Here is a 21493-nt window from a genome sequence, read left to right as displayed (position 1 = left end):
TCACAAAGACCGGAGCCTTCATGTCCACCATTCGCGTTCGTATCGTTGCCGAGGAAATCGAGGCCAAGCGCATCGCCGATCTCCTGGCACTCGACTTCGAGGACGAAGGCAATCCGGTCACCGTGTTCGAGTCGAGCGCGGATGGTGCCCAGTGGACGGCGGAGATCCTTCTGTTCGACATGACGCCGGACGAGGCGGCGGCGCTGGTGCGCGACCGGCTCGGCGCCGATGCCTTTGCCGCTCCGGTGGATGCGGTGGAACTGGAGGACACCAACTGGGTGGCCAAGAGCCTTGAAGGCCTGTCGCCGGTCAGGGCCGGCCGGTTTTTCGTCCACGGTGCGCATGACCGCGCGCGGCGGCCGTTCAACGGGGTGCCGCTTGAGATCGAGGCGGCGCTGGCCTTCGGCACCGGCCATCACGGCACCACGGCCGGGTGCCTGATCGAACTCGACCGGCTGTTGTCGCGGCGGCGGTATTCGCGGATGCTCGATCTGGGCACCGGCACGGGCGTTCTGGCCATCGCCATGGCACGGATGACCCGGCAGAAGGTGATGGCCAGCGACATCGATCCGGTGGCGGTGACGACCGCCCGCGAGAACGCGCGCCACAACCAGGCGGGCCCCTTGCTGCGCATGGTCACCGCGGCGGGCGTCGATCGCGGCGTCTTCGGCGAACAGGGGCGGTTCGATCTGGTGGTGGCCAATATTCTGGCGCGGCCGTTGATGCAGATGGCCGCCGGGCTGTCGCGGCGGATGACGCGCAAGGCGACGCTGATCCTCTCCGGCCTCAGGGTCGAGGACGGGCCGCGCATCCTGTTTGCCTATGGCACGCAAGGGTTTCACCTGGTCCGACGGCAGGAGCGCGATGGCTGGCTGACGCTGACGCTGGTGCGCGGTCGGCGCGAGCCCTGACGCCGGGCCGCTTTCGGCCTCGCCATCGGAAAGTTCTCAGGTCCAGATACGCAAAAAGCCAGGGCTCGGCCCTGGCTTTTGGTGCATTCCTGAAAGCCGATCCGGGGATCGGCCGTTCAATCAGAAAATGCTGGTCAGCGCGCCCTGACGCTCAAGCTCGTTGCGATCGTAGCCGTAGGCGGCAAGGGTCGCATCGTCGAGCGAGAGAAGGTAGCCGTTGACGTAGCGGCGAGCCTGACGCTCACGGGCGGAAACCATCGAGTCGAATGCCTTGCGGACGAAGCTCTTGGAGGAGCTGCGCGAGGCGCCGGCAATGGCGGTAGAGGTGGTGGTGGCAATGGCCATGGTCTTTACTCCGGTGCTTGGGTTCGAAGGAAAGCTTGTCTTCCCTCAACCTGTTGAAGCGGAATATGGGCACATCGAGCCATGCGGAAAAGCGCAATAAGCGCATGGCAGTGCTGCGATTGCTGCATGTGCGAATTCATCGTTTTGCAATGCAACATATTCATGCCGTAATTTGCGCAAGCTTCCGCCTGAAAGCGACAAAACGGCTTTTCCCGAACCGGGTTTGCCGCTAGCGTTCGCCCCATGTTTCAGTCCTTCGACAGCACAGTCGACCCGTCCGTCGGTTCCGCGCGTTGCGCGGCATTGCGGCAAGAACTGGCCCGGCTCGGGCTTGATGGTTTTCTCGTGCCGCGCGGCGATGCGCATCAGGGCGAATATGTCCCGCCGGCGGACAGCCGTCTGGAGTGGCTGACCGGGTTCGCCGGCTCGGCCGGCATGGCGGTGGTGCTGGCGGAAGAGGCCGCCATCTTCGTCGATGGCCGCTACACCATTCAGGTGTGCGAGCAGGTCGATACCAGCGTCTTCGCGCCGATGCACCTCATCGAAACGCCGCCGACGGAGTGGCTGGAGGGTGTGCTGAAACCCGGCCATCGGCTGGGCTTCGATCCGATGCTGCACACGGTCGCCGCCACGCGCCGCCTGCAGAAAGCCTGTGCGGCCGCTGGCGCGGAGCTGGTGGCGGTTGCCGCCAATCCGGTCGATACGGTCTGGACCGACCGTCCGGAGCCGCCGTTGGGTGCGGTGACCCGGCATCCGGAGGCCTTTGCCGGAGAGCTGGCCAAGGCGAAGATCGCGCGGATCGCGGCAGAGGTGGGTCGCGCCCATGCGGATGCGCTGGTGATGACCCAGCCGGACGCGATTGCCTGGCTGTTCAACATCCGTGGCTCAGACGTTCCGCATGTGCCGCTGCCGCTGTCCTTTGCGGTGCTCGGTGCCGATGAGACCGCGCGGATCTTCATCGACGGGCGCAAGCTGTCGAACGCGGTGCGCGATGATCTGTCCGAACTGGCCGACATCCACGAGCCGGCGGAGCTGTTGCCCGCTCTTGCCGCACTTGGCAAGACCGGTGCGCGGGTGATGCTCGACCCGGACTGGGCCGGCGCGGCGCTTGAGACGGCAATTACCGGCGCCGGCGGCAGCATCGTGGAAGGGCCGGATCCGGTGGTGCGGGCCAAGGCGGTGAAGAACGCCGCCGAGCTGGAGGGCGCACGCCAGGCGCATCTGCGCGACGGGGCGGCCTTTGCCGCGTTTCTTGCCTGGTTCGACACGGCCATCGCCGCCGGACCACTCGACGAGATCACCGTGGCCGAGCGGCTTGAGGCCTTCCGGGCCGACACCGGCAAGCTGAAGGACATTTCCTTCGATACGATTTCCGCCGCCGGACCGAACGCGGCGATCTGTCACTACCGGGTCGACCGGCGCAGCAACCTCACCATCCCGGCGGACAGCCTGTTCCTGATCGATTCCGGTGCCCAGTATGAGGATGGCACCACCGACATCACCCGCACGATTGCCGTGGGCGATGTGGCGGAAGAGGCGCGGCGCCACTTCACGCTGGTGCTGAAGGGACATATCGGCATTGCCACCGCGCGGTTCCCCACCGGCACCAGCGGGGCGCAGATCGACGCGCTGGCGCGGTTGCCGCTGTGGCAGGCCGGGCTCGACTTCGACCATGGCACCGGCCACGGGGTCGGCTCCTATCTGTCGGTGCATGAAGGACCGCAACGTCTCGCCAAGACCGGCCATGTGCCGTTGCAGCCGGGGATGATCGTCTCCAACGAGCCGGGCTATTACCGCACCGATGGCTATGGCATCCGCATCGAGAACCTGGAGATCGTCACCCCGGCCCGGGAGATCGCTGGCGGCGACCGGCCGATGCTCGGGTTCGAAACCCTGACACTGGCGCCGATCGACCGGCGGCTGGTGGTGCTGGAGCTGCTCAGCCCGGTGGAGCGGGACTGGCTCAATGCCTATCATCGCCGGGTGCTGGCGGAGATCGGCCCGCTGGTTTCCGAAGAGGTGCGCGGCTGGCTGGAGCAGGCCACCGCGCCGCTTTGAGGCCTGTGGAGTTGACGGCGCGGCGGCGGAGATCCGCCGCGCCTGCGTCTTTACCCCAGGATCGCGCGGAACAGGGCAGCGGCAGCGACGCCCACGGCCACCACGGCGAGCATCGGCAGGCGCAGGGCGGCAATGGCGGCGACTGCGGCCGCCAGGGTTTCCGCCGGTCCGGTGGCCAGCGCGGCCGGAGTGATCACCGCCATCAGCACGGCGGCGGGCACCGCGTCGAGCGCGGTGGCAAGGCGCCGGGGCAAGGTGATCCGCGACATCAGGAACAATCCGGAAAGGCGGGTGAGGTAAGTGACCACTGCCATGCCGAGAATGGCGAGCAGGGTGAAGGGATCGACGGTCATTGGCCCTGCGCTCCGCTTTCATCGGTTTCCGCGGCGGTGACATAGGCAACCAGCACACCGGCCAGCGCGCCGGCGATTACATACCAGGCACCGCCGAGGGCCATGTAGGTGCCGGTCGCGGCCAGGGCGCTGGCGGCCAGCACCGTGCCGGTGCGCGGGCCTTTCCAGAAGCTCATGATCAGGGCGATGAAGAGAGCCGGGAAGGCGAAGTCGAGCCCGAAGCGGGTGGTATCGCCCAGGACCGCTCCGGTGATCGCACCGGCCGTCGCGGCGATCACCCAGTTGAGATAGAACGGGATGACCATGCCGGCATACCAGGCCGGTGTCAGCACCCGTGTTGCCGCGCGCTGCTCCGCCAGCGCCCAGACTTCATCCGTCAGCACGAAGAAGCCGAGCGCCCGTTGCCAGGGGCGAAAACCGCGCGCCACCTTCGGGGCGAGCGAGGCGCTCATCAGCACATGGCGCAGATTGACCAGCAGGGCGGAGACGGTCAGCGTCAGCCAGGGCGCCGGATGGCTCCAGATTTCCAGGGCGACGAACTGGGCGCCGCCGGCAAAGACGCCGGCGCTCATCAGCATCACCTCCAGCGGTGACAGGCCTTTCTGTGCGGCGAGCGCGCCGAAAATCAGTCCGATGGGCAAGGCGGCAATGATCATCGGCACGATGGTGATCATGCCATCGCGGAACTCATCGGCCGGTGAAGCGGGAAATTTCGGGGAAACGGTCATGAGAGGATCCGAAAAAAGGGTCATGGCCAGCCCGACGACCGGGCGGCGGAGAACAAATGCGAGCGGTCAGCTGTGCGCCGTGGGACGCAGGCCGCGATAAACGGCGGGGGTCACGCCGGTGCGGGCCTTGAAGGCGCGGGTCAGGTGGCTCTGGTCGGCAAAGCCGCAAGCCAGGGCCACATCGAGCGGGCGGGCACCGGTCTCCAGCGCCCGGCGCGCGGCGCGCACGCGCAGATCGGTCAGAAAGGCATGAGGCGTCTGGCCGCAGCTGCGCTTGAAGGAGCGGATCAAATGGGCGCGGCTGAGGCTTGCCACTCGCGCCAGCGTTTCCAGGTCGACGTTCTCGGCATAGTGGGCGGCGAGGTACTCGCGCACCTGGCCGATCGGTCCGGGTTCGCGGGTGCCGGTGGACGGCCCCGGCAGCTCGGCATAGCGGATCAGCAACTGCGCCAGCACAGTGTACATGCGCTCGTCGCTTTCCAGCGCGTGGCCTTCCGCCTGCATGGCGCGATGGGCGGCGATCAGCGCGCGGGCCATCAGCGGATCATGGGCGGAGGGGGTGCGGAAGGTCGGCGTGCCGCCGTCTGCCCGGCCGGTGAGGTCCTGCTGGATCGACTGCAGCAGGCGGACGCTCGGATAGGTCATGCGGTAGCGGTAGCCGTTGTCGCAAGGGGCGCCGTCATGCAGCACGTCCGGGTTGAGCATGTAGAGATCGCCCGGACCGCAGTGGGCACGGGTGCCGCGAATGGCATGGGCCTGAAGCCCCGCCTCCATGGCGCCGACCACATAGGTTTCATGGGTGTGCGGGGTGAAGGCGTGGGTGACGAAGGTGGCCGCCAGGCACTCGAGATTGTCGAAGCCGGGCGCACGCCAGAAATGGGCCCTGTCGCGCTCGCCAAGCGCCGTGCCGTCCGTTGCGGTGGATTGGGTGATGCCGTGCATGGGGGGAGTTTATCGCGGGCCGAACGGGGTTTCTTGAACAAAATTGCTCATCCGCTGAGCGGGGCTCGGATCTGAAGGCCCCACTCAGCGATGCTCCTCGACTTGCGCGTTGATCAGCTCGGAATTGAAGAAGCGCAGGGCGCGCACATGGGTGGCGTAGCCGATGATCCGGGTCGGATCGGCCTGATCCAGGACCGGAAGGCGGGCGGTGCCGCTCTCGTCGAAGGTCTTGAGCGCCGCCTCCAGCGTATCGGTTGCCTTCAAGGACGGGGCGCCGCTGTCCGGATCGAACGGCGGCGGGGGCGCCTCCGGCGAGACCGGTTCGAGGAAGTCGGAGACATGGACGATGCGCACCAGCCATTTGTGTGCGCCCTCCTGCAGCATCACCCCGCGCATTTCCAGTTGCCAGTGGAAGTAGGAACGGCCGTGCACCGCCTGGGTGAGGCCGGTGGCGATGGAAACGGCGATCAAGAGGGCGATCGACAGGGCGTAGCCACCGGTCAGCTCGAAGACGATCATGGTGGTGGAGAAGGGGGCGCCGAGCACGGCGGCGGCGACCGCGCCCATGCCGAGAATGGCGTAGAGCCCGTGCGAGGAGGCCAGTTCCGGGAAGGCCGCGGCGGCGATCAGGCCGAAGGCGCCGCCGCACATGGCGCCAAGGTAAAGGGCGGGGGAGAAGATGCCGCCGCCGAAGCGCGAGGCCAGGGTGATGGAGGTGGCGGCGGTCTTGGCGACCAGCAGCGCCAGCATGGTGGTCAGCGGCAACTGGGTCTTCAGCGCCGCGTCGGTCGCCTCGTAGCCGACGCCGAGAACTTCCGGAAAGAGCAGGGCAATTGCGCCGACGGCCAGACCGCCGGTCACCGGCCGGATCCACAGCGGCATGTGGATGTTGCGGGCGATCCAGTCGGTGCCGATCAGCGCGAACTGGAAGATGACGGCGACGGCGGCGCAGGTCAGGCCGAGCAGCGCGAAGGCGGGCACCTCCAGCAGCGAGGTGATCTGGTAATCGGGGATGACGAAGGCGACGTCCGTGCCGAACCAGAGGCGCGCCAGCAGCGTGCCCATCACCGAGGAAATGACGATGGGGACGAAGGCGGTCAGCGCGTAGTGGCCGAGAATCACCTCATGGGCGAACAGGACCCCGGCGATCGGCGCGTTGAACGAGGCGGAGACGGCGCTGGCGACGCCGCAAGCAAGCAGGATCCGGCGGGCGGCGTTGGGCAGGCGGAAGGTCTGGCAGATCGCCGTGCCGATGGTGGCTCCGAGGTGGACCACCGGGCCTTCGCGGCCGGCACTGGCGCCGCAGCCGAGCGACATCACCGTCAGCCAGGCGGAGGAAATGCCCTGCCAGAAGGGGAGGCCACGCCCGCCTTGCGCCCGCGCCTCGATCACATCGGCGACGCCGCCGGCACGCTGCTTGGGCTGGATCAGTTGCAGATAGAGGCCGACGATGAGACCGCCGGCGGTCGGCGCCAGAAGGACCATCCACCAGGGCACGTGGGCGGTCGCGCTGGCAACCGCTTCGCTGGCGGTGCCGAGCCAGGTCCATTGCACCGCGCCGATGCCAAGGCGAAACAGGATCGCGGCAATGGCGGTCAAAAGGCCGATGATGATCGACAGCAGCCAGACCAGCGGCAGCCGGGTGGTGCGAAACAGCCGGAAATTGGGTTCGATCCAGCGGCTGGCGACAGCCGGAAGACGTTTGAACTGGGCAAGGAGTTGCCGCATGGGTCGCTGGTCCGTGTCGGGCACGTCGGGCTTCGGCCAGGGCCGGAAGCGGAATGTCGATAGGCGGGGCGGAAGGACGATCTACCGGGCCATGAAGGAATCATCCCGTGAAATCGCTGCGTTGGCAACGCGCTGAGGGTTGCCGACGGCAATGGCCTGGTCCAGGTGGGCCGTGTCAGCCTGAGGGCAGGGCGATCCGCCGTCCGGACCGCGCCGGTTGGCCAAGCTGGGCATGGGCCTTGTGGGCCTCGGCGAGGCGCCCGGCGATATCCTCCGGCCAGGGCGCCACCTTGCGCGCCCCCATGTCCACATGAAGGGCCATCTGTTCGGAGGTGGCGGACAAGAACCCGTCCTCCGCGTGGTAGAGCTCCTGGTAGATGTGCACGCGCTTGTCGTCGAAACCGAGGATCCGCACTGTGGTGCGCACCGGGTCGCCTTCCTTCAACTCGCGCAGGTAGCACACATGCACCTCGGCGGTGAAATAGGAGGCGTTGCGGCTGGCCACATAGTCCGGGCCGAGGCCGAGGAGGATGCAGGTCTCGTCCAGCGCGGTGTCGAACAGTACGTTGTAATAGGCCATATTGAGGTGGCCGTTGTAGTCGAGCCACTCCCGCTTCACCGTCTGAATGGAGCTTTCGAAGGGAGCGGGAAGCACTGTCTGGTCCGGCATGGAAGGAACTCGTTCGGAAGGGGCGGGACGGGGCGGGCGGTGCGTGCGGCGGAAATCGCGCCGATGTGCCGAAGTCTTTGGCCGCGATGGCGGATTTTGCTACTGTGCATACAACCCTAGTCCGGCTCAGGCAGCAAACGCAAACGTCCTTGCCGTTTGGCTGGCGCCGGATCGCACGGACATTCGTTCCAGGAGCGCCTCATGACCCTCGTATCCCTGCAAATGCCGGTGGAACGCAACGAAACCGGCATCGCGCTGGCGGTGGCGATCCTCGCCCAGCGGTTCGGCGACCGGTTCTCAGCGGCTGCGGCGCTGCGCGAGCAGCACGGCCACACCACCACCTGGCTGCCGAATCAGGCGCCCGACGGGGTGGTGTTCGCCGAAAGCACCGAAGAGGTGGCCGAGGTGGTGAAGGTTTGTGCCGAGCACAAGGTGCCGGTGATCGCCTTCGGCACCGGCTCGTCACTGGAGGGGCACGTCAATGCGCCTGCCGGCGGTATTTCGGTCGACATGTCGCGGATGAACCGGGTGCTGCAGGTCAATGCGGACGATCTTGATTGTGTGGTCGAGGCCGGGGTGACGCGCAAGCAGCTCAACGAATACCTGCGCGACACCGGCCTGTTCTTCCCGATCGACCCGGGCGCCGATGCCAGCCTTGGCGGCATGGCGGCGACCCGCGCCTCGGGCACCAACGCGGTGCGCTATGGCACCATGAAGGATGCGGTGCTGGCGCTGACGGTGGTGATGGCCGATGGCACGGTGGTGCATACCGGCGGTCGGGCGCGCAAATCCTCCGCGGGCTACGATCTCACCCGGCTGATGGTCGGCTCGGAAGGCACCCTGGGGATCATCACCGAGGTCACCTTGCGCCTGCACGGCATTCCCGAGGCGGTTTCCGGCGGCGTTTGCCCGTTCCCGGATCTGGAAAGCGCCTGCAACGCGGTGATCACCACCATTCAGTGCGGACTGCCGGTGGCGCGGATCGAGCTGCTCGACGCGCTGCAGATTCGCGCCTGCAACGCCTATTCGAAGCTCGATCTGGTCGAAACGCCGACCCTGTTCGTCGAGTTCCACGGCTCCGAGGCGGGGGTGCGCGAGCAGAGCGAATTGTTCGGCGAGATCGCCCGGGACAATGGCGGCGGGGAATTCACCTGGGCGACCAAGGCGGAAGAGCGCAGCCGGCTGTGGAGCGCACGTCACGACGCTTATTGGGCGGCGCTGGGGCTTCGGCCCGGGGCCAAGGGGGTCTCGACCGATGTCTGCGTGCCGATTTCCCGGCTGGCCGACTGCATCAAGGCCACCATGGCCGATCTCAACGAGGCCGGTCTGATCGGTCCGCTGGTCGGCCATGTGGGCGACGGCAACTTTCACACGCTTGTGCTGGTGGATGTGGACAATCCGCAGGAAATCGCTGCGGCCGAAGGGTTCATCGAGCGGCTCAACTGGCGGGCGATCGAGATGGGCGGCACCTGCACCGGCGAACACGGCGTCGGCCAGGGCAAGATGAAATACCTGACGCGCGAGCATGGCGCCGGTCTCGATGTCATGCGAGCGGTGAAGGCGGCGCTCGACCCGGCCGGGATCCTCAACCCGGGCAAGGTCGTGCCGATGTGATGCACCGGCGCTCGCCATTCGCGGGCACGGTCAATTCTGGAGAGAGATCCTGAACTCGATCTACATCACCATTGGTGTCGCGTTGATCCTGGCGCTGCTGGCGGCGCTGGTGGGGCCGTTCTTCATCGACTGGACCGCCTATCGCACCACCTTCGAGACCTACGGCGAGCAGATGCTCGGTCACAAGGTGGCGGTGATGGGCGAGGCGCAGATGCGCCTGTTGCCAACGCCGACGCTGACCTTCTCCGATGTCAGGGTGGGCGCGCCGGAAGATCCGCTGTTGGCGGTGTCGCGTTTCGAGGTGCGGATCGAGTTGCCGCCGCTCCTCAAGGGCGAATTGCGCATCATCGACATGCATCTGGACAAGCCCGAGCTCACGCTGTCGCTGGATGAGCAGGGCCGGCTTGACTGGTTTACCGGGTTGGGGCGTCAGAGCATGCTGTCCTCGCTCGATCCGGATCAGGTGATGCTGGAACAGGTGGACATCACCGATGGCAGCGTGACGGTGATCGACGCCCGCTCGGGCCGCAGCCACCGGGTCGACGATATCGACATTCTGGTGGCGGCGCGTTCGCTGCTCGGCCCCTACAAGATCGACGGCACCGCCCGGTTCGCCGGCGAGCGGGCCACGGTGATGATGGCGACCGGCCGGCGCGACGAGGCCGGCGCGGTGCGGCTGCGCACCCGGCTGACGCCGATTTCCGTTCCGCTCGATCTGATCATGGATGGACGGCTGAGCCAGGATGGGGGACGCCCGGCCTATGAGGGCAGCTACGCCCTGACCTCGGTGACGCCGGAAGAGGAGTGGGCACAGGCGTGGAAGAGCGAGGGGACCTTCACGCTTGATGTCGCCGCGCTGAACCTGACCGAAGCTTCCCTGCGCTACGGCCCGGATGAGCGGCCGATGACGCTGGAAGGGCGGTTGGGCGTGGCCCTGACCGCGCCCTACGGGTTCGATGTCCAGGCGCGGGCCAAGCAGGTTGATCTCGACCGCATGGCCGGGCGCGGGCCGCAGGAGCCGCTGGCGGTGCCGGAGGCCGGGCGCCTTTTGCTGTCCGCCCTGCGCGCCCTGCCGCATCCTTCGATCCCGGGCCGGGTCCGTCTCGATGTGCCGGCGCTGGTCGCTGGCGGCGGTCTTGCCCAGGATATGCGGATTGACGCGGAGCGGCTGGCCAGCGGCTGGCGGCTGCGGGAGCTGTCGGGCCGGTTGCCGGGACGAAGCGAGGTGCTGTTGCGCGGCGATCTGGAATTGCAGCCGGCTCCGGCGTTCCGGGGCAGCTTTGCCGCCGCCGTGGCACAGCCCAATGCCTTTGCCGACTGGTGGCGCCACGGGGTGGCGCTCGATGCGGCCGTCGATCCCTTCGCGGTGGAAAGCCGGGTCTCGGCCTCCGAAGGCGGTTTCGCTCTGACCGATCTGACGGTGGAGCTGGGAGCGGATGCGCTGCGGGGCGCGGTCTCCTATACGGCGGCCGACTCGGGCGCGCCGGCCAAAGGGGCGGCGAAGCTGGAGGCCGATCTCGATGCGGATCGGCTGAACTCGGATCAGGTGGCGCTGCTCGCGCAGGTGTTCCTGGACGGCGAGGACGGCGTTCTGGAGAGCCTGCACGGTGCGGCAACGCAATTCGCGCTGCGCCTGTTCGCGCAGGAAGTCCGGATCGAGGACTTCACCGCGAAGACGGTAGCGCTCAGGGCCGCTTATGAGGACGACCGGCTGACAATCGACGAGTTGACGGTCTCCGACCTTGCCGGCGCGAACCTCATCGCCAGCGGTGAGGTGGAGGCCCTGTCGCAGGCGCCGTCCGGCCAGGTCAAGGCCACCGTGGACGCGCGGCGGATGTCCGGCGTGGCCGCGCTCCTCGAAACCCTCTTCCCCGAGGCGCAGGGCTTGCGTCGCTTCACCCGCCGGGCGGCGGAGTTCTCGCCGGCGAAGCTGGAGTTGGATTTCACCGGCGAGGCCAGCGGCAGTGGTGGCGGTGCGCAGTCGCGGGTGACATTGACCGCGCGCGGCAATGCCGGCGGCACCGAGGTCGATGTCAGCGCCGGACTGACCGGACGGATCGACCGTTGGGACGAGGCGAAGGTGGATTTCGAGGCGGGCTTCACGGCGGCGGATGGCGGCAGGCTTCTCGCCCAGACCGGGGTGACGGTGTTGCCGGTCGCCAGTCTCGGCGAAGCGCGGCTGGAACTGGGCGCCGGCGGTATACCCGAAGACGGACTGGATGGCTATGCCCGGCTTTACCTCGGCGGCGCCTCGCTGGAGGCGGTGGGCCGTGTCGTCTTGCCCCGGACCGGCGCGGCGCGCTACAGCGCCGATGTGGTTGCCCGGGCGGAGGATCTTTTACCGCTGACGCTGGTGACCGGGCGGTTGCCGTCCCTGTCAAGCAGCGCCGGGACGGTCGATCTCGCCATGGGCCTGAAGGGCGCGGGCGATACCTTTGAGCTGACCGGCATCAGCGGATCCGTCGCCGGTGTGCGGGTCGATGGCGCATTGCAGATGGACCTGCGCCGGGGCGTTTCCAGTGCCGAGCCGAGAGTGCGGGGACAGCTCGACCTGTCGGATCTGGATCTTGCCGGCCTCAGTGATCTGGTGCTTGGCGCGGATCAGTTTTCCGCTGCCACAAGCGGAGCCTGGCCCGAGGCGGCGTTCACCGCGCCGATCCTGCCGGCGGTCGATATTGCGGTCGACGTCACCGCGAGGACGGCGGATCTGGGTGTGGGGCCGGAAGCCTCGCAACTGACCGGGCGCCTGTCGCTGAAGAACGAGGCGCTGACGCTGGACATCAGCGAGGCCGGGTTCGCCGGCGGCCAGTTGAGCGGCAGCTATGGGCTGACCCGCTCTGGCGGACAGGCCGGTCTCACTGCGTCACTGCGGCTGGAGGGGGCGGTGCTGGAGGATCTGATCTGGCGGCGTGGCGGGCGTCCTGTGGCGACCGGCCGGTTTGATCTGGCGCTTCGCCTTGAAGGTGCCGGACGATCGGTTGCCGGGATTGTCGCCAGCCTTTCGGGCGGCGGCACGGTGAAGGTCGGTGCCGGCGAGATCCGGGGGCTCAATCCGGAGGCGTTCGGGCTGGTGATCCGGGCGGTGGACGCCGGGCTCGATGTGGATGACGCGACCGTGCGCGAGGCCTTCGCCAGCCATCTCGATACGGGGCGGCTTGGGTTCGACGCGCTGGAGGGCAGCTTTTCCGTGGCCGGTGGTGTGGTGCGGATCAGCAACGTCACCCTCGACAATGCCGACGGCGATACGGGCGCCAGTGTCTTCGGCAGCGCTCAGGTCGATCTGGAGGAGAAGACCCTGCAAAGCGATTTCGCGCTCAAGGTGGAGGCGGGCGAAGAGGCGGTGACCGGGGCGGAGCCGGAGGTCGGGCTGGTGTTTTCCGGAGATCTGGCGGCGCCGTCCCGGACCATCGATATCACCCCCTTCACAGCCTTCCTGACCTTGCGCGCCTTCGAACAGGAGGTGCGGCGGGTGGAGGAGCTGCAGGCGGAAATCACCGAGCGGGACCGGTTGATGCGCGAGTTGCGGCGGGCCCGAGAGGAAAAACGGCGACGCGAGCGGGAAGAGGCGGAGCGGGCGCTGGCGCCAGCACCGGCGCCGGCAGAGGCCAGCGATGCGGATCAGACCGCCCCGGCGGACGCCGGTGCTGCGGTGGAGACGGAAAAACCCGAGGCGCGGCAACCCGAGGCGGGCGCGGTACGTCCGCTGCCGCCCAAGCCGATTGCCGCCGATCGTGGGCGTACGCCAGACGCCCCGCAGCAGCCCGATTTCGGCAGCCGGATCCGCCGGGCGCTTGAGGCAGTCGAAACGCCCGCCAGGGCCGGGGCGGACAAGCGGCCGGGCCAGCCCATGCAATTGCTGCCACCGCTGGAGCCTCCGGTGTTCATCGACGTGACGCCGGATCGCTAAAACCGGTTCTTCCGTCTGATGTCAGGGGGCCGGGTCGCTGTCGGACCTTCGGAAATGATTGAGCGCGGCGACGCGCAGGGCCGAGGAGAGCGAAGGCGGCAGTGTCGCCGGGTCAAGCTGGCGGCCATCGTCGATCCGCGCCACCAGCATCGGCAGGCTGATCCGCTCGCTTGCGGCGATGTCTTCCAGCGCCGACCAGAACTCCGGTTCAAGCGCCAGGCTGGTGCGATGGCCATGCAAGGTCAGGGAGCGCTTGCTGAGGGACATGGGCCGTGCCGTCAAACCTCGTCCGGTGCGTCCGGGCGCTCGCGGCGCAGCCCGTCGAGCCGGACGGTTGCCCGGCTCTCTTCCAGAGCATCGCGGGCACGTTCGGCCCTGGTGCGCCCGAAGCGGGTGCGGTTTTCCGCAGCCTTCGCGGTTTTCTCCGCCCGCTTACGGGTCTTGCGAGCCTGCCGCAGATTGACAATGTCCCCTGTCATCCCGCCGCTCCTTGCCAACCCGGTGGGTCAGGTCTTCTTGCGGAAGGCGTCGAGCGAGACCACATCGGCGCCGCTGGTGTCGGTTTTCTCCGCGTTTTCGTCCGCGTCCTCTGCCTCGGTGGCCTTGGCAGCCGGAGCTGCGGCCGGTGCGCCGGCCTCGTCGTCCTTGCTCGTCGCTTGCTCGACCTCGGTCAGGGTCGCCTCCGCGCGAGCCTGGGCGCGGGCCGCATCGACCAGATCCTCGGGCAGCTCCTCGGCGGTCTTGCCGGGCTCGAATTCCAGCGCGAACTGCACGGAAGGGTCGAAGAAGCCCTTGATCGAGGAGAATGGCACGAACAGCTTTTCTGGAATGCCACCGAAGGACAGGCCCACTTCAAAGGCGTGTTCGGTGACGTTGAGGTCCCAGAACTGATGCTGAAGCACCACTGTCATTTCCTTCGGGTACCGTTCGTGCAGGCGCGAGGAGATCCGCACGCCCGGGGCATTGGTATCGAAGGCAATGTAGAAATGGTGCTCGCCGGGCAAGCCGATCCGGGCGACCTCGGTGAGGATCTTCCGGACGGCGCCGCGCAGCGCGTCCTGAATGACGATATCGTATCGGATGAGATCTTCGGCCATCGCTCGCAACTGCCGGGGGTTGAGTCGGTGTTTCGCCAAACATGGCGCGACAAGGGGCAAATGAAAAGGCTTCGATCACGCCTTTGCCGGTCTTCCGGGTTGGCGCGCCGGCGACCTCAGTGTGATTGTAGGTGAAGTTCCTGAATTTTCATGGATTTCACCGGTCCGGCACTCTGGAGGAAAGAAGTGGAGGCTTCTGTTGCCAGGTGCCTCCGGACCCCGCCTGAAGGGGCTAACCAACAGGACTTAAAGGACTACCGGCACCGCATTACGCGGCGACAGCGTTGTCCATAGCAGAGTTGTCATTTGCAACTACTGATTCGGCCCGATAACGGCGGTACCATGCCGAACGAAGAAATTACCTTTACACCCTCGTCGATCCTATTTCGCCCCCGCCAAAACCCGCCGTTCCGGGCTGTCCGCCCTGGCAATGCGCCCAGGCGACACGCCATGACACGACGGGCTTTGGTGGAGGCGCCGGGTACCGCCCCCGGGTCCGATAGGCTTATTACGTAACTCGTTTATCGTCATAGCCAGCTTGCACCGGCACCACGCAATATAAGGACTTGTCGGGGCGGAGAAAAGGGGCGGAGTGACGAATTTCCATCACCAGGGGTGCCGGCCTTGTGACTTGACGTCATTGGGCGATGTCGGTTGCCGGCGCTATGGTGACGGCGAGTGCAGGGGCCGGGGAAGGGAAAGGGAGCAGCATGCGGCAGCGGACACGGCGCGGGGTGCTGATCGGCGCGGGCGGTTTCGTTCTTCTGGCGAGTCTGGCGGCGTTCACGGGGCGGGGCTGGTTCGGCCTTGGCGGCTCAGCCGATACCGGGCCGGTGTTCACCGGGATCATCGACGGGGTGGCGGTGGGTGGCTACGATCCGGTCTCCTACTTCACCGATGGCGGGCCAAGGCCAGGGTCGCCGGAGATCGCCACCTCCTATCGCGGCGCGAGCTGGTATTTCGCCAATGCGGAAAACCGGGACCGGTTTCTGGCCGATCCGCAAGCCTATGCGCCGGCCTATGGCGGCTATTGTGCCTGGGCCGTGGCGCAAGGGAACCTGGCCAAGGGCGATCCGGCCTATTGGGATATCGTCGAGGGACGGCTTTATCTCAACTACGACCGGGCGGTTCAGATCCGCTGGCGCAAGGATATTCCCGGCTTCATCGTCAAGTCGGAGGAGAATTGGCCGGGATTGGTGGAGTGGGCGCGCGGCGGGGCAGATCGTTGAAAACGCCGGTTTGGCACATGGCGCTGCTTGCCTGATGCGGGCCGGCGGGTCACCATCGCGCAACGAGTCGATCAATCAAGGCGTGGCGATATCCCGTGCAGCAATATCTCGATCTGATGCAGCGGATCCTCGATGAGGGCAGCGAAAAAAGCGACCGGACAGGCACCGGCACCCGGTCCGTGTTCGGCCATCAGATGCGGTTCGACCTGTCGAAGGGGTTTCCGCTCGTCACCACCAAGAAACTGCATCTGAAGTCGATCATTCACGAGCTTCTGTGGTTTCTCGCCGGCGACACCAACATCCGCTATCTCAAGGAAAACGGGGTGCGGATCTGGGACGACTGGGCCGATGAAAATGGCGATCTCGGCCCGGTCTACGGCTATCAGTGGCGCTCCTGGCCGGCCTCGGGCGGCGAGAGCATCGACCAGATCGCCAATCTGCTTGAGCAGATCCGCCGCAATCCGGACAGCCGCCGGCTGATCGTTTCTGCCTGGAACCCGGCGCTGGTCGATGAGATGGCGTTGCCGCCCTGTCACGCGCTGTTTCAGTTCCACATCGCCGACGGGCGCCTGTCCTGCCAGCTTTACCAGCGCTCGGCGGATGTGTTTCTCGGCGTGCCGTTCAACATCGCTTCTTATGCTCTCCTGACCATGATGGTGGCGCAGGTCACCGGCTATGAGCCGGGCGATTTCGTGCACAGCCTGGGCGATGCGCACCTTTACCTCAACCATCTGGATCAGGCGCGCACACAAGTGGCACGCGATCCCCGGCCCCTGCCGAAAATGGTGCTCAATCCGGATGTGACGGATCTGTTCGCCTTCCGCTTCGAGGATTTCACCCTCGAAGGCTACGATCCGCATCCGCATATCAGCGCGCCGATCGCGGTGTGAGGCGGCGGCGCCCCGCCGCCGGTCAGTCGCCGGGTCGGCGGGAGCGCTTGATTTTCGTCAGGATTTCAGCCGGTAACCGGTCTTGAAGATCCAGGCGATGATGGCGATGCAAATGGCGAGGAACAGCAGCGTCATGGCCAGGCTGACGCCGACGCCCACATCCGCCATGCCATAGAAGCTCCAGCGAAAACCGCTGATCAGATAGACCACCGGATTGAACAGGGTCACCGTCTGCCACGCCGGGGGCAGCATGGAAATCGAATAGAAGCTGCCGCCCAGGAAGGCGAGCGGGGTGACGATCAGGAGCGGCACCAGTTGCAGCTGTTCGAAGTTTCCGGCCCAGATGCCGATGATGAAGCCGAACAGGGCGAAGGTGACCGAGGTCAGCACCAGGAACAGCAGCATCCAGCCCGGATGCTGGATTTCCAGCGGCACGAACAGCCCGGCGGTGGCCAGGATGATCAGCCCGACGATGATCGATTTGGTTGCCGCCGCGCCCACATAGGCGATGACGATTTCCAGATAGGAGACCGGCGCGGACAGCACCTCGTAGATGGTGCCGGTGAAGCGCGGGAAATAGATGCCGAAGGAGGCGTTCGACAGGCTCTGGGTCAGCAGCGACAGCATGATCAGCCCCGGCACGATGAAGGCGCCGTAGCTGACCCCGTCGACCTCGCTGATGCGCGAGCCGATGGCCGCGCCGAAGACGACGAAATAGAGCGATGTGGAGATCACCGGCGAGATGATGCTCTGGAACAGGGTGCGGCCGGTGCGGGCCATCTCGAAACGGTAGATGGCGTTGATGGCATAAAGGTTCATGACGGAGCCTTCACGAGATCGACGAAAATCTCTTCGAGCGAACTCTGTTTGGTGTTGAGATCGCGGAAGCGGATGCCGGCCGCGTGAATGTCCTGCAAAAGCGCGGTGATGCCGGTGCGCTCGCCCCGTGTGTCATAGGTGTAGACGAGGGCTTCGCCGCCTGATTGAAGCTCAAGCTGGTGTTCGGCCAGGGCATCGGGGATCGCGGCGATCGGCTCGGCCAGATGCAGGGTCAGTTGCTTGCGGCCCAGCTTGTGCATCAGCTCGGCCTTGTTCTCCACCAGGATGATCTCGCCCTTGTTGATCACGCCGACCCGATCGGCAAGGTCCTCCGCCTCTTCGATGTAATGGGTGGTGAGGATGATCGTCACCCCGGTTTCCTGCAGCCGCCGGACCACGCGCCACATGTCACGGCGCAACTCCACATCGACCCCGGCGGTCGGTTCGTCGAGGAACAACAGGCGTGGCTCGTGGGCCAGCGCCTTGGCGATCAGCACCCGGCGCTTCATGCCGCCGGAGAGCGTCATCAGCCGGTTGTCCTTCTTGTCCCACAGGCTGAGATCCTTGAGGACCCGTTCCACCAGATCGGGGTCCTTGCCCTTGCCGAACAGGCCGCGGCTGAAATTGACCGTGTCCCAGACGGTCTCGAATGCATCCGTGGTCAGCTCCTGCGGCACGAGGCCGATCATCGACCGGGCGGCGCGGAACTCGCGGATGATGTCATGGCCATCGACGGTTACCTTGCCGGACGAGGCGGTGACAATGCCGCAGATGATGCTGATCAAGGTGGTCTTGCCGGCGCCATTGGGGCCGAGCAAGGCGAACAGCTCGCCGCGTTCAATCTCCAGATTGACCGCCTTCAGGGCCTGGAAGCCACTGTCATAGGTCTTGGACAGGTTGGAAATGGAGAGGATCGAGGACATCTGCGCAAGGAACCCGTGCGGTGAGGGGGTGTTCATGAGGCCGCAGCACAATCGGCGAGGGGCCGACGGTGCCAACGTTCGCCGCAGCATATAGAGCCCGCTGTCGGCATCAACCGCCAATACGCAGCCGTGCGCCGGTGCCGGTGGGTTCTGGCGCTATCCGCCGACCAGCCTGTCCGTGGGGAAGGTGATCGTGCAAGACAGGCCGTTCGCGGTGCTTGCCGCTGCGATTGTGCCGGCAAGGGCGGTCTTTACCCGTTGGCGCCAAAGCTCTGCGGTGAAGCAGGTGGGGGGCTGTGTGTCCCGTTCCTGGAGATGCTCCGGTGCGTTCCGCTCCTGCCAGGTGAGGCAGACGGTGGTCTCCCGAATCTCCCAGTGCACATCGACCGAGCCGGTTGCCACGGAAAGGCTGCCATGCTGCACCGCATGGGCGAGAAGGTCGTGAAAGAACAGACCGAGTTCTTGCGCCGTGTCGGCGTTGACATGCAGCGGCGGGCCGTCGATCCGTACCATCCGTCTTGCCGTATCGCGGACCTCGCCGAGATGGGCGCGCAGCAACTGGGCAAGCTCTGCTCCATACCAGGATCGGGAGGCCAGAAGCTCCTGGGAGACGGCCAGAGCCCTGAGCCGTGCGCTAAACCCGCGCATGAAGGCGTCGAGCGTTGCGGTACTGGCGGCGGTTTGCTCCGCCAGCGAGCGGACGGTCGCCAGCATGGTCTCGGACAGGTGGTTCAGCTCGCGCATGGTCAGGCGCAGCCGGTCCTCCATCTTGCGGCGTGAGGTCAGATCCTCGGAGGTGCCGATGATGCCCGTGATGGTGCCGTCGGCGTCCCGGCAAGGGTCGATGGTGATGCGGATCGTCCGGCGGTCAAGGCCGCTGTTGATGTCGAGTTCGATGCGCTGGCGCTCTCCGGTCTGCAGGGCATTGGTCTTGATGGGGAGAATGTTGAAACAATCGGCCTCGCTGAACAACTCCGCATCGGTCTTGCCGAGATAGTCGTCGGGCGCGTGCCCGCGCTGGGTATTGTGGACATAGCGATAGCGCAGGTCCGTGTCCTGCTCGAAGACGGTGATGCGGGCGCTTTCCAGCGCCAGGTCGTAGCGGTGTTTCAACTGTTTCAGCCGGCTGTTGCAGTCGGCAAGGGTGGCCTCCTGCGCACTCTCGCGGGAGATATCCCGCAAGGTGCAGAAAACGCCGTCCGGTTCACCGGTCATATCGGTGGTGGGGCGCACCCGCAGGTTCCAGACCCGCCGCTCGCCGTCTCCCCCCTCCCGGAGCGGCCCAAGCCGGGCGATCTCGCTGCGCCCGCTTTCCAGAACCCGGCGCTTGACCGCATCGGCGGCGGCGGCAAGCGGTTCGGGCAACAGCTCGCGGTCGGTGGGTGTCCTGTGCTCCGGCAGCGCCCCGCCTTCCGGCGAGGGATGGTGGGTCCAGATGTAGTCGAGGCGTGTGTTCTGAGCGAAGGCGGTGACATTGCCACTGGCGGCAATGTCCTTGATCCGGTCGGCGGCGATGGTCAGGTCGAAGCGGCGGTAGGCGATGGTTTCCTCCAGCCCGCGGTTGATTCTCGCCAGTTGGTCGTTGGCCTTGCGCAGTTGCGCCGGGGTCGGCAATGCCAGCAAGGCAGGGATCTGCCTCCAGAAGACAACCATGGTGAAGATCGAGATCGCGGCGGTGACGGCCTTGAGGAGGCCCTGCGCGCCATAGGCCGGCACCCAGAGGGTGACCAGGCCCGCCGTATGCGTCACCCCGCAGGCGAAAATGAACAGGGAGAACAGCATGATGACCCGGCGCGACCCCTCGTCCAGATCCCGTCGTCGCCTGAGGAAACGCCACAGACCGACCGGTATGGCAAAGTAGGCCAGCGCGATCAGCGCGTCGGACACCGCGTGCATGGCGACCAGATCCGGGCGCCACAACAGGCACACCCCATGCGGAACAAAGGAGGCGGCACCGAAAAGGTAGTCGAGCAGGGAGGTCATGGGCGATCCGGTGAAGGCGTCGATGGCAGTCATGCGGCCAGGCCGCAAGGAGGCTGGCCATGGCGAACTTGAAGCGCCTCGCCGTCACGGTCGCCCCCTTGTCGCCACGTTACTCTTTCCGGTGTCCGAGGCAATATCGTTGCTCCGGGGAGGGGCTGCGGATTACGGAGATCAGTCGCTACTTGCAATAGGTGCTGCGCCGGCGCGCCAGATCCATATGAATATGGTCGTCGTGGTATTTGTCCGAGCCCGGTCCAAGGACGGTGGTGAAGGGGCCGCAGACCCCGGCCCGCAAGCGCCGCTGCAGGCGTGCGGTCCAGCGCGGGTTGAGGCGCGAGCGCGGTTCCACCGCCCAACTCGTACCGTCATCCAGCGTCAGCGCGCGCACGTCGATGGCGCGTCCGAAGGCGTGTTCGCTGAGCTTGGCACCCGGCCGCCGGTTGCGGCCCCGGCAAGCATAGGACGCGGCGACATGGATCGTCGCGATGGACCGGCCCTTCAGATCCCGCACCAACGGCGTGAAGATGTCGCGCGAGACCTCGGCGAAGCGCAGGGCGGTTTCGCAAGCAAGGGTGGCGGGCGGTGAGAGGGTGGTGTCGCCGACGCGGGACAGGGAGACCGGTGTGTCGATGCGGCACCCTTTTGCCGTGGCGACCGGCGGTAGGGGGCGAAACGCGGCGCCAAGAGCCGTGAGCCGCGCGAAGCAGCCTTGCTCCGTGGGGGCGAGCGCTTTCGGCGGGCTGATGCCGGCCGAGGAGGCGGCGACCATGGCGGGTTTGACCGGCGGCAGCGGAACCGGTCCGGGCGTAGCCCTAAGCGGGAGGGGAGCAAGCGCAAGGCAGAAGGCAATGAACGCCGCCAGCCGGGCGATCCGCCATACGGAGGCGCGGTCAGACATGCGGTGCATCAGTCTTCCTTCCGGGAGGGTGTCCAAGCACGGGCTGTAGCGATAGATATCAGGCATAACGCAGGACTTCGACCGCAAACCGGAGTTGGAGATCGTAGCATTTTCTCAGATGCCGGCATTCGCTGTCGGTGGGATCGAATGAAGGCATGATCTGGGCATCAGGCCCGACTGTCCTTCCACGCTGTTACTGCGCGGGTCCTTCGTCGAGGGAGATCCGCGCTGTAAAACCCTGTCTATACATCGAATATGAGAAGGCGAGACTGACTGTAAAACGTCTGCTGAGGCTCAGATGCGGTTTCTGCAAACGTGCGCTCGGGACTTTCGTGTATTGGTACATATTCAAGTTGACGACGTCCTTCAAGTTGTTAAAGTTTGCAACTTTAAGGAGG

The 21493-nt window shown here is 66.2% G+C and carries 19 protein-coding genes and 1 other RNA gene; 6 read left to right on the top strand and 14 right to left on the bottom strand.

Annotated features, from left to right (window positions below; translation table 11 throughout):
• The first annotated feature begins 20 nt into the window (after positions 1-20).
• Complete coding sequence (locus LC062_RS11400) at positions 21-911, top strand: 50S ribosomal protein L11 methyltransferase (RefSeq protein ID WP_224911154.1); 891 nt, start codon at positions 21-23, stop codon at positions 909-911.
• 120 nt (positions 912-1031) lie between these two features.
• Here LC062_RS11400 and LC062_RS11395 read toward each other — a convergent pair whose 3' ends face one another.
• Positions 1032-1256 carry a hypothetical protein gene (locus LC062_RS11395; RefSeq protein WP_181759284.1) on the bottom strand — a complete coding sequence of 75 codons (225 nt, stop codon included), beginning with the start codon at positions 1254-1256 and terminating at the stop codon, positions 1032-1034.
• Positions 1257-1499: 243 nt separating this feature from the next.
• On the opposite strand from LC062_RS11395, the gene LC062_RS11390 reads away from it, so the two are divergent.
• Positions 1500-3314: an aminopeptidase P family protein gene (locus LC062_RS11390; protein ID WP_224911153.1), complete on the top strand. Its 1815-nt coding sequence runs from the start codon at positions 1500-1502 to the stop codon at positions 3312-3314.
• A 50-nt stretch (positions 3315-3364) separates the two neighbouring features.
• Here LC062_RS11390 and LC062_RS11385 read toward each other — a convergent pair whose 3' ends face one another.
• The 5 genes from LC062_RS11385 to LC062_RS11365 all read right to left on the bottom strand — a co-directional run bounded on the left by LC062_RS11385 (position 3365) and on the right by LC062_RS11365 (position 7735).
• Positions 3365-3667: an AzlD family protein gene (locus tag LC062_RS11385; protein WP_224911152.1), complete on the bottom strand. Its 303-nt coding sequence runs from the start codon at positions 3665-3667 to the stop codon at positions 3365-3367.
• On the bottom strand, positions 3664-4395 hold the full coding sequence (locus tag LC062_RS11380) for an AzlC family ABC transporter permease (RefSeq protein ID WP_404829709.1): 732 nt from the start codon (positions 4393-4395) through the stop codon (positions 3664-3666). Before LC062_RS11380 ends, LC062_RS11385 begins: the two co-directional genes overlap by 4 nt.
• Positions 4396-4461: 66 nt before the next feature.
• On the bottom strand, positions 4462-5337 hold the full coding sequence (locus LC062_RS11375) for an AraC family transcriptional regulator (protein ID WP_224911151.1): 876 nt from the start codon (positions 5335-5337) through the stop codon (positions 4462-4464).
• A gap of 84 nt (positions 5338-5421) precedes the next feature.
• A complete protein-coding gene (locus LC062_RS11370) occupies positions 5422-7065 on the bottom strand; it encodes a chloride channel protein (RefSeq protein ID WP_224911150.1) in 1644 nt (547 codons plus the stop codon).
• A gap of 175 nt (positions 7066-7240) precedes the next feature.
• A complete protein-coding gene (locus LC062_RS11365) occupies positions 7241-7735 on the bottom strand; it encodes a thioesterase family protein (protein ID WP_224911149.1) in 495 nt (164 codons plus the stop codon).
• A gap of 201 nt (positions 7736-7936) precedes the next feature.
• Here LC062_RS11365 and LC062_RS11360 point away from each other — a divergent pair, with 201 nt between their 5' ends.
• Positions 7937-9349 carry an FAD-binding oxidoreductase gene (locus LC062_RS11360; RefSeq protein ID WP_224911148.1) on the top strand — a complete coding sequence of 471 codons (1413 nt, stop codon included), beginning with the start codon at positions 7937-7939 and terminating at the stop codon, positions 9347-9349.
• A 16-nt stretch (positions 9350-9365) separates the two neighbouring features.
• On the top strand, positions 9366-13256 hold the full coding sequence (locus LC062_RS11355; protein WP_318246104.1) for an AsmA family protein: 3891 nt from the start codon (positions 9366-9368) through the stop codon (positions 13254-13256).
• Between the two features lie 21 nt (positions 13257-13277).
• Here the strand turns inward: LC062_RS11355 and LC062_RS11350 are convergent, their stop codons facing one another.
• From LC062_RS11350 to ssrA, 4 genes are all read right to left on the bottom strand, one after another.
• On the bottom strand, positions 13278-13523 hold the full coding sequence (locus LC062_RS11350; RefSeq protein WP_224911146.1) for a ribbon-helix-helix domain-containing protein: 246 nt from the start codon (positions 13521-13523) through the stop codon (positions 13278-13280).
• A gap of 11 nt (positions 13524-13534) precedes the next feature.
• Complete coding sequence (locus tag LC062_RS11345) at positions 13535-13735, bottom strand: DUF4169 family protein (protein ID WP_224911145.1); 201 nt, start codon at positions 13733-13735, stop codon at positions 13535-13537.
• 27 nt (positions 13736-13762) lie between these two features.
• Positions 13763-14353 carry an SspB family protein gene (locus LC062_RS11340; RefSeq protein WP_224911144.1) on the bottom strand — a complete coding sequence of 197 codons (591 nt, stop codon included), beginning with the start codon at positions 14351-14353 and terminating at the stop codon, positions 13763-13765.
• Between the two features lie 185 nt (positions 14354-14538).
• Positions 14539-14941: a transfer-messenger RNA gene (gene ssrA / locus LC062_RS11335) on the bottom strand.
• 122 nt (positions 14942-15063) lie between these two features.
• Here ssrA and LC062_RS11330 point away from each other — a divergent pair.
• Complete coding sequence (locus LC062_RS11330) at positions 15064-15582, top strand: YHS domain-containing (seleno)protein (RefSeq protein ID WP_224911143.1); 519 nt, start codon at positions 15064-15066, stop codon at positions 15580-15582.
• A 95-nt stretch (positions 15583-15677) separates the two neighbouring features.
• A complete protein-coding gene (locus LC062_RS11325) occupies positions 15678-16472 on the top strand; it encodes a thymidylate synthase (protein WP_224911142.1) in 795 nt (264 codons plus the stop codon).
• Between the two features lie 57 nt (positions 16473-16529).
• Here LC062_RS11325 and LC062_RS11320 read toward each other — a convergent pair whose 3' ends face one another.
• The 4 genes from LC062_RS11320 to LC062_RS11305 form a co-directional block, all read right to left on the bottom strand.
• Positions 16530-17291 carry an ABC transporter permease gene (locus LC062_RS11320; protein WP_224911141.1) on the bottom strand — a complete coding sequence of 254 codons (762 nt, stop codon included), beginning with the start codon at positions 17289-17291 and terminating at the stop codon, positions 16530-16532.
• Complete coding sequence (locus LC062_RS11315) at positions 17288-18214, bottom strand: ABC transporter ATP-binding protein (protein WP_224911230.1); 927 nt, start codon at positions 18212-18214, stop codon at positions 17288-17290. The genes LC062_RS11320 and LC062_RS11315 overlap by 4 nt, the downstream gene beginning before the upstream one ends.
• Positions 18215-18370: 156 nt before the next feature.
• Entirely contained in the window at positions 18371-20230 is a 1860-nt protein-coding gene (locus LC062_RS11310) for a sensor histidine kinase (RefSeq protein ID WP_224911140.1), read from the bottom strand.
• 145 nt (positions 20231-20375) lie between these two features.
• Positions 20376-21104 carry an extensin-like domain-containing protein gene (locus LC062_RS11305; RefSeq protein ID WP_224911139.1) on the bottom strand — a complete coding sequence of 243 codons (729 nt, stop codon included), beginning with the start codon at positions 21102-21104 and terminating at the stop codon, positions 20376-20378.
• Between the last annotated feature and the right edge of the window lie 389 nt (positions 21105-21493).

The organism is Stappia indica (genome assembly GCF_020177335.1).
GTDB classification, from domain to species: Bacteria; Pseudomonadota; Alphaproteobacteria; order Rhizobiales; family Stappiaceae; genus Stappia; species Stappia indica_B.
The sequence above is the reverse complement of the archived record's forward strand: the minus strand, read 5'-3'. Positions and strand labels throughout refer to the sequence as shown.

Coding starts and splice junctions, on each gene's coding strand:
- LC062_RS11365 (WP_224911149.1), bottom strand. CDS start 7,735: ATGCCGGACCAGACAGTGCTTCCCGCTCCCTTCGAAAGCTCCATTCAG.
- LC062_RS11380 (WP_404829709.1), bottom strand. CDS start 4,395: ATGACCGTTTCCCCGAAATTTCCCGCTTCACCGGCCGATGAGTTCCGC.
- LC062_RS11400 (WP_224911154.1), top strand. CDS start 21: ATGTCCACCATTCGCGTTCGTATCGTTGCCGAGGAAATCGAGGCCAAG.
- LC062_RS11345 (WP_224911145.1), bottom strand. CDS start 13,735: ATGACAGGGGACATTGTCAATCTGCGGCAGGCTCGCAAGACCCGTAAG.
- LC062_RS11330 (WP_224911143.1), top strand. CDS start 15,064: ATGCGGCAGCGGACACGGCGCGGGGTGCTGATCGGCGCGGGCGGTTTC.
- LC062_RS11375 (WP_224911151.1), bottom strand. CDS start 5,337: ATGCACGGCATCACCCAATCCACCGCAACGGACGGCACGGCGCTTGGC.
- LC062_RS11315 (WP_224911230.1), bottom strand. CDS start 18,214: ATGTCCTCGATCCTCTCCATTTCCAACCTGTCCAAGACCTATGACAGT.
- LC062_RS11360 (WP_224911148.1), top strand. CDS start 7,937: ATGACCCTCGTATCCCTGCAAATGCCGGTGGAACGCAACGAAACCGGC.
- LC062_RS11305 (WP_224911139.1), bottom strand. CDS start 21,104: ATGCACCGCATGTCTGACCGCGCCTCCGTATGGCGGATCGCCCGGCTG.
- LC062_RS11310 (WP_224911140.1), bottom strand. CDS start 20,230: ATGACTGCCATCGACGCCTTCACCGGATCGCCCATGACCTCCCTGCTC.
- LC062_RS11385 (WP_224911152.1), bottom strand. CDS start 3,667: ATGACCGTCGATCCCTTCACCCTGCTCGCCATTCTCGGCATGGCAGTG.
- LC062_RS11370 (WP_224911150.1), bottom strand. CDS start 7,065: ATGCGGCAACTCCTTGCCCAGTTCAAACGTCTTCCGGCTGTCGCCAGC.
- LC062_RS11340 (WP_224911144.1), bottom strand. CDS start 14,353: ATGGCCGAAGATCTCATCCGATACGATATCGTCATTCAGGACGCGCTG.
- LC062_RS11350 (WP_224911146.1), bottom strand. CDS start 13,523: ATGTCCCTCAGCAAGCGCTCCCTGACCTTGCATGGCCATCGCACCAGC.
- LC062_RS11395 (WP_181759284.1), bottom strand. CDS start 1,256: ATGGCCATTGCCACCACCACCTCTACCGCCATTGCCGGCGCCTCGCGC.
- LC062_RS11390 (WP_224911153.1), top strand. CDS start 1,500: ATGTTTCAGTCCTTCGACAGCACAGTCGACCCGTCCGTCGGTTCCGCG.
- LC062_RS11320 (WP_224911141.1), bottom strand. CDS start 17,291: ATGAACCTTTATGCCATCAACGCCATCTACCGTTTCGAGATGGCCCGC.